Consider the following 15,496-nt stretch of genomic DNA (forward strand, 5'->3'; position numbering starts at 1 on the left):
AGCGCCTGGCCTGGCCCTCCCCGCACCGTGCCTACTGAGGAACCACCACGGCGATCCGATCGAACGACAGCTTGGTCGTCGGGTTGGTCGACGCCGAGCTGATCGACGTCTTGATCCCGACGCCGCCGGCCGCCTGGAGAGCCGCCGTCGTGTCGGTGCCCTGCAGCTGCCACGCGGTGGGCTCGGGCTGACCTTCGGCCCAGATCTTCGCGGCGATCGTCGTCGGGTTCGTGCCCGTGACCGACAGCTTGGTGTGCAGCACCTGTCCCGGCGTGTACGCGGTCGGCAGCACGTAGCTGTTCCCGATCGCGGTCTCGTCGCGCAGGATGTAGAGGCGGATGACCCCGGCCGGCTCGAACCGCACGCGGGCCGAGTAGTTCGAGGTTCCGACAGTGCGTCCGAGTACGGTGACGCTCGCTGTGCCGCCGGTCGAGGCGACATCGGACGAGAACAGCGTGTCGAGCACGATGTTCGTCGCCGAGACCCCCAGACGGGCCTCGCGGGTCTGCGAGGGTGCCAGCGTCACCGTTCCCTGACCGGCGGCGACGCCGAAGGCCGCGTTACCGCCCGACGTGGCCCAGGCTCCGCCGAGGTCCGCCGTCCCCCACCCTCCGGAGAGCGTGCGGTTGAACTCGTCGGTCGCGAGCGGGGTCGGCCCCGCCGGCGGGTCGACGGGCGGAGCGGTCACGGTCACGGGAGCCGTGATCGTGTGCGTCGCACCGACGTTGTCCGTCACCGTGAGCGACACCGTATAGGTGCCGGCCGCGGCGTAGGGGTGGGACGCCGTGACTCCCGTGCCCGTCGCTCCGTCTCCGAAGTTCCAGGCGTAGGAGGCGATCGTCCCGTCCGGGTCGCTCGAGGTGCTCGCATCGACGTTGGCGGTGAGGCCGCTCGTCGAAGAGACGAACGCGGCGACCGGCGTCTGGTTCGGCGGTGCGACGACTGCCCCGGAGACCACCTTGTAGTTGTCGATGCTGATCACGGTCGGCACCGCCGAGACGGAGCTGACGGCCATCTTCAGCCCGACGGAACCTGCTTGCTGCATCGCGGCCGTGGTGTCGGTCGCGGACAGCTGTGGGTTGGTCGGCTCGGTGGTTCCCGTTCGCCACACCTTGAGCGAGAGGTTGGTCGGCGAGGTTCCCCGCACCGACAGCACGGCCGACAGGCTCTCACCCGCGACGTAGTTGCCGGGCAGGACCACGCTGTTGCCGATCGCCGTCTCGTTCCTCAGCAGGTAGAGACGGATCGTTCCGGTCGACTCGACCTTGATACGGCCCGAGTAGACGTCGCTCCCGACCTGACGGCCGTTGACCGTGAGGTTGAAGGCGCCGCCCGAGGTCGCGTTGCTCGACGAGATCGTCAGCGAGGTGATGGTGTTCGTCGAGCTGATTCCGGCGAGGCGCGCCTCGCGGGTCTGCCCGGCAGCCAGAGACATCTTGCCCACGCCATCCGCGACCGAGAAGGCTGCGGCCCCACCGGTGGTCGTCCAGGCCCCTCCGACGTCGGCGCTGCCCCAGGAGGCGCTCGCCGATCGGGCGAAGGCGTCACGGGCGATCACGTCTTCGGTCGAGGCCGGAGCGACGACGATCGACGAGGTCGCCTGGTGCGTCGCACCGCGGTTATCGGTCACGACGAGCGTCACCGTGTAGGTGCCGGCTGTCGTGTACGTGTGCGTGGCGGTCGGCCCGGTCGCCGTGGCGCCGTCTCCGAAGTTCCACGCGTACCCGGCGATCGTGCCGTCGGCGTCGGTCGAGCCGCTGCCGTCGGCCGAGACGGTCATACCGTCCGCGCCGCGCACGACGTTGGCCACGGCCTTGGGCGGCACGTTCGCCGCCTCGACCACGATCTGTTGCGTGCTCGTCGCCGAGCCGCCGCGATCATCGGTGACGGTGAGCGAGACCGCGTAGGTGCCGCTCGCGCCGAAGGTGTGCGCCGCCGTCGCACCGGTTGCGGATGCTCCGTCTCCGAAGTTCCACGAGTAGCTCGCGATGGTGCCGTCCGGGTCGGCGCTGGCCGAACCGTCGACCGACAGCGCCAGGAACTCGGCGCTGGCGGTGAACGCCGATGTCGGCAGCACGTTCGGATCGCGCACGACCACATCGTGGCTGACCGTCGAGGTCAGCGAACCGCTGTCGCGCACCATCAGGGTGACGGTGTAGGTGCCGGCGGTCGTGTAGGAGTGGGTCGGCGCGACCCCTGTGCCGGTCTCACCGTCTCCGAAGTTCCAGCTGTAGTCAGCGATCGGCCCCTCGGCGTCGGTCGAGGTCGAGGCGTCGAATGCCACCGACAGGTCGGTCGGGGCGGTGGTGAACTGCGCGACCGGGAGCTCGTTGCCCTGACCGGTCTTGCCCAGCTGGTAGTGCTGAAGCACCTGGCTGGCGCTCAGGGGCGCCGGGTAGATCGCCAGCTCGTCGACCGAGCCGACCCAGAACGGGTCACCCTCCCACGTCGAGTCGCCGCCGACCCGCCAGTAACCGGCGTAGTCCTCGGCGTTCGAGACCGCGTTCGAGGCGACCAGCTCACCGTCGACATAGAGCTGCATGCCGCTCGGCGACTGCTGCGCCACGACGTAGTGCCACTGGTTGTCACGGTACGTGCTCGGTGCGGTGAGGATGTTCGTTCCGCCGTTGTACGTGCCGAACTTCAGCCGACCCACGGTGTCCATGTAGATGTGGCGGTCGTAGTTCGAACTCGCGTTGGCGTTGTTCGAATTGCTGTTGCCGAAGCCGACGATCTTGCCGCCGCCCGTCGTGGTCGTCTTGAACCACGTCTCGATGGAGTAGACGTCGGATGCCGCGTACTGGCGATCGCTGACGACGTTCTGCCGGTTGTTCCAGGTGCTACCGAGGCGCGACGACGTGAATCGGATCGCCTTGTTCGTCACCCCGGCGAGCGCTCCGGTCTCGCCCTTCTGGATCGATGCGCTGCCGCTGGTCTTGTACGTGCCGGTGCTGCCGTCGCGGCCGGAGTCGGCCGCCACGGTGCCGGTGGTCTCGCCCAGACGCCAGTAGAGGGTCGGGTCGAGGTCGTAGACGGCTTTGCCGTAGGCATCCGCGGGAGCGGCCGGGAGCGACGAGGTGCGCCCGGAGGCGACCCAGTGCGCATCGACCACGTCGCGGGTGATCGCGGTGTCGTACACCGCGACGTCGGCGATCCTGCCGTTCAGGTACCCGGAGCTTCCGGCCGAGGGCCAGCTGCCCAGCGAGTCGCCGCCGATACGCCAGTAACCGGAGTAGCTCTGCCCCGTCGTGGTGTCGGACCGCGACCCGACGCGCTTGCCGTCGAGGTAGAGCACCATGCCGGACGAACTCATCGTGCCGACCACCTGGTGCCACTGGCCGTCGTTGAACCCCGCGCTGCTGGTGACGGCGCGCGTGGTGCCGGGGTACACGCCGAACGACACCTGACCGGTGTTGCTGATGTAGATGTGCCGGTCGTAGCTGCCCGAGTTGCCCGTGGCGTTGTTACCGAAGCCGACGATCTTCCCACCGCTCGTGCTGGTGGTCTGGAACCAGGCCTCCACCGAGAAGGTGTTCGGGCCGACCTCCGACACGGCCGAAGCGCCGGTGCCGGTGGAACCGTTGAACGCCGTCGACGACGACGCCGCTCCGACGACCTGACCGGTCTGACCGCGCGTGTATCCGCCGGCGAGCGTGACGTCGTTGCCCGCCATCCAGTCGATCGCCGAGGCGCCCGACGCGTCGTTCAGCGGCCAGTAGTACTTCGGTGCCGAGTTGAGGATCGCGGTGTTGTAGGCGTTCTCCGTACCCGCCGCCGCGACGGTCGCGGAGGTCCAGTCGGACGTCGTCGAGTTGCCGTTCGGATCGGTGACCTTCACGCGGTACTGGTACGTCTGGCCCGCGGTGACCGCGTTGTCGGAGTACGTCAGGCGCGGACGCACCCAGTACGTCGACTCGGCCGTGGTCGTGTAGATCGGCTGCGCGATGTCGCGACGGAAGACCTCATAGGTCAACTTCGCATTGTCGGCATCGTGGTTGGCCGACCAGGCGATGCGCACCTGACCGGCGCGGAAGGACTGCGTGCTGATCTGGTAGGCCCCGCCCTGGATGGTCGGGCCGACCTTGTTCGGCGCGGTCGACGGCTTCGCGAAACGCACGAGGCCCTGTTGGGCGACGCCGCCGACGGCCGTGAACTCACCGCCGTAGATCAGGTACTCGCCGGCCCCCGTGACCGACCATCCGGCCTGATCCATGCCCGAGACCGAGCCCGGCTGCCACTTCGGGTACCAGTGCAGCAGTTTGGCGGCGGGGTTGCCGGTGAAGCTGCGGTAACCGTAGGGGTCGGGTGTGATGGTGCGGTTCGACGGATTCTTGTCGAACGCCAGCGAGTGGTTGAAGTTCCACGGGTCGAGCTGCGGGAACTCACCGATGTTGCCGCAGTAGTGGGTGTGGGATGCCGTGTAGAGCACGCCCCCGGTCGGGAAGATCGAGTACGTGTCGCCGTGGCAGTCCTCCATCCATGCCATCGACCCGTCGCTCCAGTTCGCACGGAATGCGCCCTCGAAGTCGTCCTCGGTCTTGGAGCCGCCGAAGTCGTAGCCGCTGCCGTACACGCTGTCGCCGTCGGAGGCGAGCGCGTAGATCGATGCGCCGGTGCCGGCGTTGCGGATGACGCTGTTGATCGCCCACGGCAGGCTCTGGCCGGTGACCGCGTCGAGGGCGGCCATGCCGCGCCCGGGGTTGGTCGAGCCGTTGGTCGAGGTGAAGGAGCCGCCGATGACGACCTTCGACTTGTCGGGCGACACCACCACGGCGCGCACGCCGTAGCCGCCCGCGAGCTGCGGGTTGAAGTCGAGCACGGCACCGGTCGATGCGCTCAGCGCGGCGACACCGGTACGGGCGACGTTGTTGATGTTGGTGAACTCGCCCGTGACGTAGACGGTCGTGTCGGTGGCGACGATGCCCTGGACGATCGTGTTCGTCCCGGGGGTCCAGGTCGAGATGAGTTGACCGGTCGCGGTGTTGAACGCGGCGAGACGGTAGCGGTTCTGCCCGTCGACCGCCGTGAAGCCGCCTCCGATGTAGAGACGGGAGCCGTCGGGCGAGACGGCGGCCGCGAGGATGCGGCCGTTCACGTTCGGGTTGAACGATGTGTCGAGCACGCCCGTCGCGAGGTTGTAGGCGAGCAGGTTCGACCGCGCGGTCTCGTTCGTGCCGGCGGCGGCGCCCGCCGGGCGAGCGCTGGTGAACTGACCGCCCGCGAAGACCTTGTTGCCTGCGACGGCCTGAGCCCACACGATGCCGTTGATCTGCACGGTCGGCAGCGGATCGGCGCTCATCGTCACCGGCGACGCCGGATCGGTCGGAACGGTATCGGCCTGCGCGGCAGGAGCCGTCAGCGTGGCACCGAGCATCGCAGCCACCAGAACGGTGACGATCCCCAGTGCGATACGACGGAATGGACGTGATTTCGAATCGTGATCGTTTTCGATCGCGTCGAGTCGACGGACTCGCATAGCGCCTCCCCAGGCGGCTGCCGAGTGATCGGCAAAGAAGTGGATTCCCCCGCGTCCCCCATAGACGCATCCGCGGTAACGATAGCGCACAACCGCGTCGGATACTAGAAGAAGTTTCTCGACGCCTTCGCGACACCCCGGATCAGATTCCTCGGAAGGGAAAGATCACCCCGGCGTCAGACCACGATGCGGGCGAGGTGGGCGCACATCTCGCGGGTCGTGAAGCGCTCCTCGACGTCGCGGCGCCCGGCCAGGCCCATCTCCGCCGCGCGCTGCGGATCGTCGATCAGGCCGATCAACCGCTGCGCCAGCGCCTCGTCGTCGCCGAGCGGCACGAGGTGGCCGGTTCGCCCCTCCGCGACGTACTGCGACATGCCGGGGGTGTCGGTGTTCACGACCGGCCGACCGGTCGCGAAGGCCTCGAGCGTCACCGTCATGCCGGAGACGTGCAGATTGGGACGGGTCGCGGTGGCGATGACGGATGCCGTCGCGTAGAGCTCGTGCAGTTCGCCGTGGCTCATCCGCTGAACGACCTCGACACCGGCCGGAGCATCCGTCGACGCCGACGACTGGACGATGAGCTCGACGTCCGGGCGCTGCTCGTGCACGCGCGCCAGCGCGCGGAACAGCGTCTGCGGATCCCGGTCGCGGTCGTTGCCGACGCTCACGATGCGCGGGCGATCGGGGTACGGACGGGGCGAGAAGAAGTCGGCGTCGACGCCGAACGGCACCGCGACGATCCGCGGCCCCGCGCTCCCGAAGAGGGCGCGCAGGGGTTCGACCTGCGCCTCGCTGAGTACCCACAGCGTCTCTGCACCGCGCAGCACCTCGACGAGCCGACCGGTGTCGACCCCGCGCTCGATCATGTCGGTCAGCCAGATCACCCCCGAGGCGAACCGCTCGTAGGGGCTCGCGATCTGCAGGCGGAAGGCCGCGTTCTCGTCCCAGGTGAACGCCGTCTGGGCGCGCGGTCGGGGCCCGATCCCCACGCGCGACCGGAGCCGCGAGAGACGCCCTGGCGCGGGGAGGTCGAGCACGGCGACCGGCGCATACTCGCACAGACCGTCGAGCCCGTAGGGCCATACGCTCGGCACCTCGCCCGCGGAGTGCCGGCGCTCCCAACGCGTCACCGACTGCTCGGCGGGGAATCCCCAGATCAGCGGGCGGCGTTCGTGCGGCGGCGTGGACACCGCCCCAGGATAGCCCGCGGTCTTCCGACATCGTCGGCCGCCTCGGGCATACTGATGCGATGCAGACCGCCTCCGCTCCGTCGTCGACGTCCCTGCGCATCGCCCTCATCGGCACGCGCGGCATCCCCGCCGCGTACGGGGGATTCGAGACCGCCGTCGAGGAGGTCGGGCGGCGCCTCGTAGAGCGCGGGCATCGCGTGCTGGTCTACGGGCGCGACGCCGGCACGGCGGGCGATGTGCACCTCGGCATGCGCCGCGTGACCCTGCCGGCGGTTCGCCAGAAGGCGCTCGAGACCCTCAGCCACACCGCGCTGTCGACCGTGCACGCCGTCACCAGGGCACGCCCGGATGCCGCGTTCGTGTTCAACGCCGCGAACTCGCCCTTCCTCCCACTGCTGCGCGCGCGTCGCATCCCGGTCGCCCTCCACATGGACGGCCTGGAGTGGCGGCGCTCGAAGTGGGGCCCGCGCGGCAAGGCGTACTACCGCGCCGCGGAGTCCTTCGGCGTGCGCCAGGCCGACGCGATCATCGCCGACGCCCCCGGCATCGGCGACTACTACGACCACCAGTTCGCCGTCGCGAGCGAGCTGATCCGCTACGGGGCCCCGCTGCTCGACGACGCGCCGTCCGACGGCATCCGCGAGCTCGGCCTCGAGCCCGACGGCTACCACCTGGTCGTCGCCCGCTTCGAGCCCGAGAACCACGTCCGCGAGATCGTGGAGGGCTATGCGATGTCGTCAGCCGCGAAACCGCTCGTCGTGGTCGGCTCCGCGCCCTATGCCGCGGAGTACACAGCCGCGATCGACCGGATCGCCGCCTCCGATCCGCGCATCCGACTGCTCGGCGCCGTCTACGACCAAGGTCTCCTCGACGCGCTCTACCACCATGCCTCGACGTACCTGCACGGCCACTCGGTCGGGGGCACGAACCCCTCGCTGCTGCGCGCGATGGGGGCGGGCACGGCCGTGGTCGCGTTCGACGTGGTCTTCAACCGCGAGGTGCTCGACGAGGAGGGCTGGTACTTCCGCACGCCGGGAGATGTCGCGGCGGCGGTGAACGCGGCGGAGTCGGATGCCGGAGCCGTCGCCGCGGCATCCCACTCCGCCCGGCGCCGCGCGGCCGAGGCGTTTTCGTGGGACGACGTGGCCGCGGCGTACGAAGACCTCGCCCGGCGCCTGGCGGCCGGCGACAGCATCCACCCGCTCGCTCGCCGAGCGCATCGCGCAGAGACGGAGTGGCCCGGCTAGACCGGATCGACGGCGGCTTCGGCCGCGGATTCGGGCTCGCTCTTCAGGAGTCGATCCCGGTGGCGGTGGATGTAGATCGCGTACGGGATCACCTGGCAGACGATCAGCGCGAAGCTCACGCCGAGGAGCGGTCCGACGATGCCGAGCACCGGCGTCAGCACGAGCGAAAGACCGATGCTGACCGCCGCCATCGCCAGGGTCGGGATGACCTGGAAGCGGATGCCGGGTTTGTCCATGATGAACATCCCGAGCGGGTACACGGCTGCGGTGAGCATGATCATCGTGCCGAACGCGAGGATCGTCGAGGTGCGCACGTCGAGTTCGCCCTGCGTGATGAACTCGAACAGCCACGGCGAGATCAGCCAGACGAACGCGGTGGCCGCGGCGACCGCCCCGGCGAACAGCAGCGAGAGCAGGTACGGTCCGCGCGTCAGCTCGCCCCTGTGCCGCAGACGCGCGAACTGCGGCCACAGCGCGACGCCCGCCGCCATCACCAACCCGTTGAGGGCGAAGAACACCTGACCCGTCACGCCGTATTCGGCGACATCGGTCGGTGTGCCGAACTGGGCGAGCACGTAGCGCTGCGACCCGACGGCGATCGGGTAGGTGATCATCTGCGCGAGCATCGGCCAGCCGACGTCCATGACCCTCACCCCGGGGATGCGGCGCCACCGGAACAGCATCCGCAGAGCGTCCGGGATCAGCGGCCGCGTCGACCTCGTCACCAGCAGGAAACCGATGATCGCAGAGAGCAGCGAGGCACCGTAGGAGGCGATCGCCAGATACGAGTCGAAATCGCGCCCGCCGAGGTGGAGCATCAGCCAGACACCGCCGAGGGTGACCGGCGAGATGAGGCCCTGCACCAGGATCACCAGGTGGTTGCGCCGCTGACCGAGCAGGATGCGGAACCACACGCCCAGGGTGATCGACAGACTGAACAGCGTGATGCACAGGAAGGCGGCGAGCGCCGCTCCCGGGATCGCGCCGGCGTCGCCGAACAGGGCGCGCCACCCACCCGTGACGAGCAGCACGGTGTTGATGAGCATGAGTCCGGTCGCGAACATCAGCAGGATGCGGCCGACCGAGGTGACCTGCAGTCGGAGCCTGCGGTCGGTGCGGATGTCGTCACTGGTCGCGACGGCGTTCACGAGCACCGCGCCGCTGCCGAGGTCGGTGAACGTGAGCAGCGACGGGATCGTGATGAGGAGCGAGTACAGGGCGTAGTGCTGGATATCGGTCTCGCCGAGGATCATGCGGGTCGTGATGACTCCGCACACCAGCGAGACGACCATCGTCAGCGCACGGGCACCGAGGGCCAGGAGCGAGTTCATGACCGTGTCAGCGCGTGGCGCGGGCGACGAGACGCGGACGGACGCCGCGTCTCGGTTCGTCCGTGTAGTACGGGCTCTTCGCCGCGCCGCGCACACCGTTCAGCACGATCCCGAGCACCGGGGTCCTGGTCGACTCGAGGGATGCGAGTGCCCGGGTGAGATCGGCGGCCTTGGTGCGGTTCGAGCGCACGACGAACAGGGTGCCGTCGGCCATCGTCGACAGCCACAGCGCGTCGCTGACCGACAGCACGGGCGCGGTGTCGATGATGACGTAGTCGTAGGAGTCGCGCGCCTCATCGACGATACGGTGCAGTCCGCCGCTCGACAGCAGCTGGCCGGGGTTCGGAGGCTGCGCGCCGGCGGTGAGGACGTCGAGTCCCGGCCGCCCCCACTGCTGCACGGCATCGGCGAGCTCCACGTCGCCGATCAGGACGGTGGTGAGGCCGACCGAGCCCTCGAGCTGGGTGTACCGGGCGGTGCTCGGGCGACGCAGGTCGGCTTCGACGAACAGCACCGAACGCCCGCCCTCGGCGAGGGTCAGGGCGAGTCCGAGGCTCACCGACGACTTGCCCTCCTGCGCCGAGCACGAGGTGACGAGGATGACGCGGCGGTTCTTGTCGACGTCGACGAATTTGAGGCTCGCGGCGACCTGACGCATCGCCTCGGCGACGCGGCCATCGGGCTGCGAGCGGATGATGCGAGCGATCGTGTGGGTGTCGGATGCTTCGGGGATCTCGCCGAGGAGGGCGACCTCGGTGGCGTCGCTCAGGGTGCGCGCGGTCGTGATGCGGGTGGCGAGAATGCGTCGGAGCAGCGCGAAGACGACACCGAGCGCGATTCCGGCGACGGCACCCACCATCACGTTCAGGCGGGTGTTCGGGGAGATCGGAACCGTCGGGGTGCGCGCGGCGGAGATCGTGTCGACGCGCACGGCGGGCTCGCCGTCGGCGCTGACCGGCGAGACGCCCGCGACGGCGGTCGCGAGCTCCCGGGCGATCGCGTTCGCGGTCTCGGCGGCGCTCTCGCCACTGGCATCCGTCACGCCGATCTCGATGACGACGGTGTTCAGGGGCACGTTGACGTCGACCCGCCGCGCCAGACGGTTGGCCGTCTCGTCGAGCCCGAGGTCGTCGATGACGGGGTCGAGCACGGTCGGCGATTTCACGAGGAGCGTGTAGGTCTGCACCAGGCTCTGCACGTAGTTGGAGCCCTGGACCAGCTCGCTGGTGTTCTCGCCCCGGGTCGGGATCACGATCACCTGGGACTCGGCCCGGTACTCGGGGTCGATGAACTGCGAGTACCCGTACGCGGACCCCGCGCCGAGCACCATCAGCACGACGATCACGATCCAGTGGCTCCTGAGCGACTGGAAATAGTCCTGCAGTGTCATGTGTCCCCGTATCCCCTCGGCACCTCGACGTGCCTGAGTGTCTCGCACGGTGCCTTCCCCGCGACCATTATCACCTATGTTGGAGGATCGGACCGCAGAGATCTCTGCGGGGCACGACGGGGGAACACGTGACGCACAGACTGATCTTCGTCTGCGAGGCGAACATCTGCCGGTCGCCGCTGATGGAGCTGGTGCTCCGCGCGCAGGGCGATGCGGCCGGGTGGCAGATCTCGAGCGCGGGCACCCGCGTGGGCACGGCGGGCCATCGCATGTGCGTGACCTCGGCCGAGATCGCCGAGACCTCCGGCGATGCCGAGACGCCGATCCTCGCCGCCGGCCACCGTTCGGAGGCGATCGATGCCGAGGCCTTGCGGGCTGCCGATCTGATCCTCACCGCCAGTCGCGCCGAGCGCTCGACGGTCGCCGCCGCCGCACCCGACGCTCGTTCGCGCGCATTCACCCTGCGCGAGGCGGTCCACCTGGGGTCCGAGCCCGTCGAGCCCCAGGAGTTCGAGATCATCGCCGAATTCGATGCGGATGCCGCGAGCACCGCGGGCCTGGCCAGGTACGCCGAGGCGCTCCACGCCCGTCGTGGCTTCACCGCGCCGCCGAAGACGAGCCGCGCGTTGTTCGGCCGACACCGCCGGAACCCGTTCGACATCGCCGACGCGCACCACGACTCGGCGCGCGAGCACCGAGCGATGCTGACCTCGACATCGGCCGAGGTCGTGCAGTTCCTGCGTCAGGCTGCGGCGTTTCTCGATTCGGCTGCGGGTTCGCGCTGACCTCGGCGGTCTTCGACCTCAGCGAGCCCGCGCGAGGTCGCTGAGGAAGCGGGCGATCGTCGCCCGGTAGACCGCCGGGGCGAAGCGCTCCTTCGCCCGGTCACGATCGGCGAGCGCCGTCACCCGGAGCGCCGACCAGTCCGCGACGACCCGGGCGAGAGCATCCGCCAGCGCCGGTGCGTCACCCGGCGCGACGAACGCGGCCGAGCCGTACGGGCCGACCGCCTCGCGCAGGCCGGGGATCTCGCTCGCCACGACGGGACGCCCGGCGAGGACGCCCTCCACGGCTGTGTTTCCGAAGGATTCGTCCTGGCGTGAGGGGACCACCAGAACGTCCGCCGCCCCGAGCGCCGGCCATACGTCCGACCGGAAGCCGTGGTGCTGCACGAGATGCGCGACACCCAGCTCTTCGGTGCGACGCCGCAGGGTCTCGTCGTACGCCTCGTTGCCCTCGAAGACGGCCCCGACGAGATCGAGTTCGGCCTCGATCCCGGCATCGCCGAGGAGAGCGACCGCCTCGACGGCCACGTCAGGACCCTTGCGGTGGGAGATGCGACCGACGTAGGCGATGCGGAGGCGATCGATCACCGCGCGCGGCTCGGTCACGGACTCCGGGGAATCGACCCCATTGGGGATGAGCGTCGCGCGCCGACCGAGCGCCGGGATCACGGAGGCCACCGTCCGCATCGTGAACTCGCTGTTCACGATGATGCGGTGCGAGGCGAGGTGCGGCGCATAGAGCAGCGTGTTGACGACGCGAGCGGCGGACGCCTCGGCCTCGTGCACGTGGGTCACCGTCGGCACTCGCAGCAGGCGACCGACGAGGGGCCACAGCGGCAGCACGATCGTGCTCACGTACAGCGTCCGAGGACGCAGGCGACGGGTGATCACGACCGCGGCGACGAACCCGCGGATGGCATCGCGCAGGGATCGCAGCCAGTTGCGGGGGCGGAGCGCCGACTTGCGCAACGCGAAGGTCGGCGGGATCAGCACCTCGACGCCGGCGGCCTGGAGCTCGCCGACCAGCGGACCCGCCGCGGGGAGCGCGACGACGACGCGCTCCCCCGCATCACGCAGGCTGCGCGCGCTCTCGAGGAGCATCCGGTCGGAACCGAACAGCTCCCACCCGGCGTGCACGAGCAGATGCGGGCGGCGGGTGTCGGCTGTCACCCGACCATTCTGCACGGCGGGGCCGCTCGGCGCGCCCCCACCGCCCATCCGCCCGCCGCATCTCGGACGCGGCGGGCGGATTCGGTGGGGGTGCGTGTCAGCGTCCGCTGCCCAGCAGCACCGTGCCGCTGCCGACACCGAGAAGGGTCGCGGCCGCGCCGGTGAGCGGACGTGCGATGCCGCTGTTGGCGGCGATCTCGTCGGCCATGCCCGAGAAGGGCTCGGCAGTGGTGGTCATCGCGTTGCGCCATCCGGTGTTCTTCGCCGAGGCGAGCGCGAGCGGTGTCGAGAACGTCTCGTAGACGTTGCCCGAGCCACCCCAGGTGACCATCGACGGCCCGCCCTTCGAACTGCTGAAGAGGTTCCCGTCGATCGTGAGGTTCCACGTGTCGACCGCCCGTCCGGTCTGGGTGTCGTGAGCGAAGATCGCTCGAGGTCCGCCGGCGCCGAACACGTTGTTGCGGATCGTGATGTTGCGGTTGATCCACGTCACCGTCGGGTCGGCACCGGTCACGCGCGGATCGCGTCCGACTCTGTGGGTGGCTTGACGTCGCTCGTCCTGCATGAGGTTGATGTCGTGCCGGGAGTTGTTGCCGAGGTCGTTGTTCGTGATGAGCACGCCCTCGGTATCGAAGATCCGGATGCCTTCCTTGTTGTCGAACGTCTGGCTACGGGCGATCGTGACCTTCGATGAGAGCTCGGCGTGGATGCCGATCTCGGTGTTGTCGTTCGACGTGACGTCGACGATGTTCACGTCGTAGCAGGACTCGTCGAACCAGGTTCCGCTGCCGACGTTGCGGCTCGTGTCGACGTTGGTCATATCGACCCCGCGGGAGCGCGTGACCTTGATGCCGCCGGCGACGGGCGAGCCGTTGAAGCGCTCGTTGTTGTTGTCGGTGATGAGCGAGTCCGACACGGTCGAGTCGTACGCCGTGGTCAACGACATGCCGAGCAGGCCGTTGCGGCGGATCGTGAGGTTGTCGACCGTGGCGCGGTCGTTGCCCACGAAGAGCCCGATCGTGGCGTTGTCCTCGATGACCAGATCGCGAAGCGTGACCCCGACGTTGTGCATGCGGATGGTGCCGAGCACGTCGTACGAGGTCGCGTAGCGGCGCACACCGAGGCCCTTGAGCTGCGAGTTCGCGGAGCGCACGTTGAACGCCTGCCCGAGATCGCTGGCCCGCACCTGCTTACCGCTCGGGTCGGTGCCGAGGATCAACCGATCGTTGGCGTAGTCGACCGCGAACGTGCCGGCTGTGACCTGGGATGCCGAGGCCACCTGCTTCTGCGCCACGCCGTCGATGAACAGCATGTCCGGGTGGTTGGCCATCGGGTAGTTCGGGTCGACGAACCAGCTCGCATTGCCGTTCAGCATGTCGTCGTCGAACTCGGCGGTCCATCCTCCGCTCACCCACGACGATCCGGACTTCGTCCAAGAGGAGACGCGGGTCGATCCGTCGAACCAGACCGCCTCGCCCGGGTAGGCCTGGATCGTCAGGGACTTGTTGAAGGGCACCTCGACGGACTCGTGGTACTCACCGGCGCGCACCACGATCGTCGAGCCGGCGGGCGAGGAATCGACCGCCTTCTGCACGCTGCGGTACGGCGCCGCCGCGCTGCCGTTCTGGGTCTGCGAGTTCGATGAACCGTTGACGAACACGGCCCCCTGCGGCACGGCGTAGGACGCAGTGCCGACCGGAGCGGAACCCCGGGCCTCCAGGCCCGTGCCCGGCTGGGGCTGCGGCTCGGGCTCCGGCTGGGGCTGCGGCTCGGGCTCCGGCTCGGGCTGGGGCTCCGGCTGCGGCTCGGGTTCGGGCTGAGGTTCGGGCTCCGGCTGCGGCTCGGGAACCGTGACGACCTCGCTGCTCAGCGGCCCGGTGGCGACCGTCGCCTCGAGCGCGTCGATCTGCAGGGCGGATGCCGCGGCGCCGCTGCTGGAGGCGTAGCCCCACAGCGCGAATCCGCCGGCACCGCTGATCTTGTTCGACGAGGCATCGGTGACGGTCAGCTGCGGCGCACCGGGAGCGGCGCCCTTCGGCGTGAGGCGGGCCTCGAAGGTGACGGCGTCGGTTCCGGTGACGGTCGCGTCGAACGTGTACCAGTCGTCACCGAGGATGGTCAACGGCACCGACGCCGACTTCAGCTCGGTGTCCTTGCCGCCCTGGGTGCGCAGCACCGAGAGCTGCACCTGCCCCTTCGCGTCGGTGAGCAGGCGCACGCGATAGGACGACCCGTCGCTCTGCACGCGGGTGGTGTAGGCGTAGTACCCGCGACCGCCCGTCGCCGACAGGCGCACGTCGGCGGAGAGCCGCACGTCCTTCGCCTCGAGGGCGCGAGGGGTGAGGTAGGCGGACTCGCCGGGCTTCAGCGCGATGGTCGCGGCGCCGTCGGCGACGCTCGCGACACCCGCGCGGGACGACCACGAGGTGTAGGCCAGCCCGTTGTCGGAGCTGCCCCACCCCGCGGGCGAGGTGCGCTGGAAGTCGTCGGCGAGCAGCACGGTCGGTGCCGCCGCCGCGCTGCGGGTTTCGGGAGCGGGAGCGTCCGCGGCCGGGGATTCGCCGGGGGCGGGGTCGGGCGACGCCGGTTCGGGAGCCGGCGCCTCGCTCGCGCTCGGCTGCGGCTCCGGTGACGGGGCCGGGGTCTCGGTCGTCGTCGGCTCGGGTGCCGGGGTCTCAGCCGCCGAAGCGGGAGCGCCGACCAGGCCGAGCAGAAGCGTCACGGCTGCGACCGCAGCGGTGGCACCGGTGGTCGCCGGACGAGGGGAGGGATCGGGACGGTGATGGTGACGTCGAAGACGCAACAGGGTTCTCCTAGGGGTTTCAGCCCGCGTACACCGCGCCCCTCCAACTTGCCCCCTCCGGGCGAGATGGTGTGCAGTATCGGTACGCACCGCCTACCCGGAGG

8 protein-coding genes are annotated in these 15,496 nt (G+C 69.6%); 2 read left to right on the plus strand and 6 right to left on the minus strand.

Features of this window, described 5'->3' with window-relative positions:
• Window positions 1-31: 31 nt before the first annotated feature.
• Window positions 32-5,374, minus strand: a complete 5,343-nt coding sequence (locus ACIPVN_RS07370) for a PKD domain-containing protein (protein WP_400441467.1) — start codon at window positions 5,372-5,374, stop codon at window positions 32-34.
• Window positions 5,375-5,652: 278 nt separating this feature from the next.
• The gene (locus ACIPVN_RS07375) at window positions 5,653-6,666 is read right to left on the minus strand and encodes a glycosyltransferase family 4 protein (protein ID WP_400441469.1); all 1,014 of its coding nucleotides are present in this window, start codon (window positions 6,664-6,666) and stop codon (window positions 5,653-5,655) included.
• A 59-nt stretch (window positions 6,667-6,725) separates the two neighbouring features.
• On the opposite strand from ACIPVN_RS07375, the gene ACIPVN_RS07380 reads away from it, so the two are divergent.
• Window positions 6,726-7,913 carry a DUF1972 domain-containing protein gene (locus tag ACIPVN_RS07380; RefSeq protein ID WP_400441473.1) on the plus strand — a complete coding sequence of 396 codons (1,188 nt, stop codon included), beginning with the start codon at window positions 6,726-6,728 and terminating at the stop codon, window positions 7,911-7,913.
• On the opposite strand, the gene ACIPVN_RS07385 is transcribed toward ACIPVN_RS07380, so the two are convergent.
• Both ACIPVN_RS07385 and ACIPVN_RS07390 read right to left on the minus strand, forming a co-directional pair.
• On the minus strand, window positions 7,910-9,244 hold the full coding sequence (locus ACIPVN_RS07385) for a hypothetical protein (RefSeq protein WP_400441475.1): 1,335 nt from the start codon (window positions 9,242-9,244) through the stop codon (window positions 7,910-7,912). The two genes, ACIPVN_RS07380 and ACIPVN_RS07385, sit on opposite strands and share 4 nt — an antisense overlap.
• A gap of 7 nt (window positions 9,245-9,251) precedes the next feature.
• Entirely contained in the window at window positions 9,252-10,634 is a 1,383-nt protein-coding gene (locus tag ACIPVN_RS07390) for a polysaccharide biosynthesis tyrosine autokinase (RefSeq protein ID WP_400441478.1), read from the minus strand.
• A 128-nt stretch (window positions 10,635-10,762) separates the two neighbouring features.
• Here ACIPVN_RS07390 and ACIPVN_RS07395 point away from each other — a divergent pair, with 128 nt between their 5' ends.
• Entirely contained in the window at window positions 10,763-11,419 is a 657-nt protein-coding gene (locus tag ACIPVN_RS07395) for a hypothetical protein (protein ID WP_400441480.1), read from the plus strand.
• Between the two features lie 18 nt (window positions 11,420-11,437).
• On the opposite strand, the gene ACIPVN_RS07400 is transcribed toward ACIPVN_RS07395, so the two are convergent.
• Window positions 11,438-12,589 carry a glycosyltransferase gene (locus tag ACIPVN_RS07400; protein ID WP_400441483.1) on the minus strand — a complete coding sequence of 384 codons (1,152 nt, stop codon included), beginning with the start codon at window positions 12,587-12,589 and terminating at the stop codon, window positions 11,438-11,440.
• Between the two features lie 97 nt (window positions 12,590-12,686).
• Window positions 12,687-15,311, minus strand: a complete 2,625-nt coding sequence (locus tag ACIPVN_RS07405) for a right-handed parallel beta-helix repeat-containing protein (RefSeq protein WP_400441486.1) — start codon at window positions 15,309-15,311, stop codon at window positions 12,687-12,689.
• Window positions 15,312-15,496: the final 185 nt, after the last annotated feature.

This window comes from Microbacterium sp. NPDC090003 (assembly GCF_044748385.1).
Taxonomy (GTDB): Bacteria; Actinomycetota; Actinomycetes; order Actinomycetales; family Microbacteriaceae; genus Microbacterium.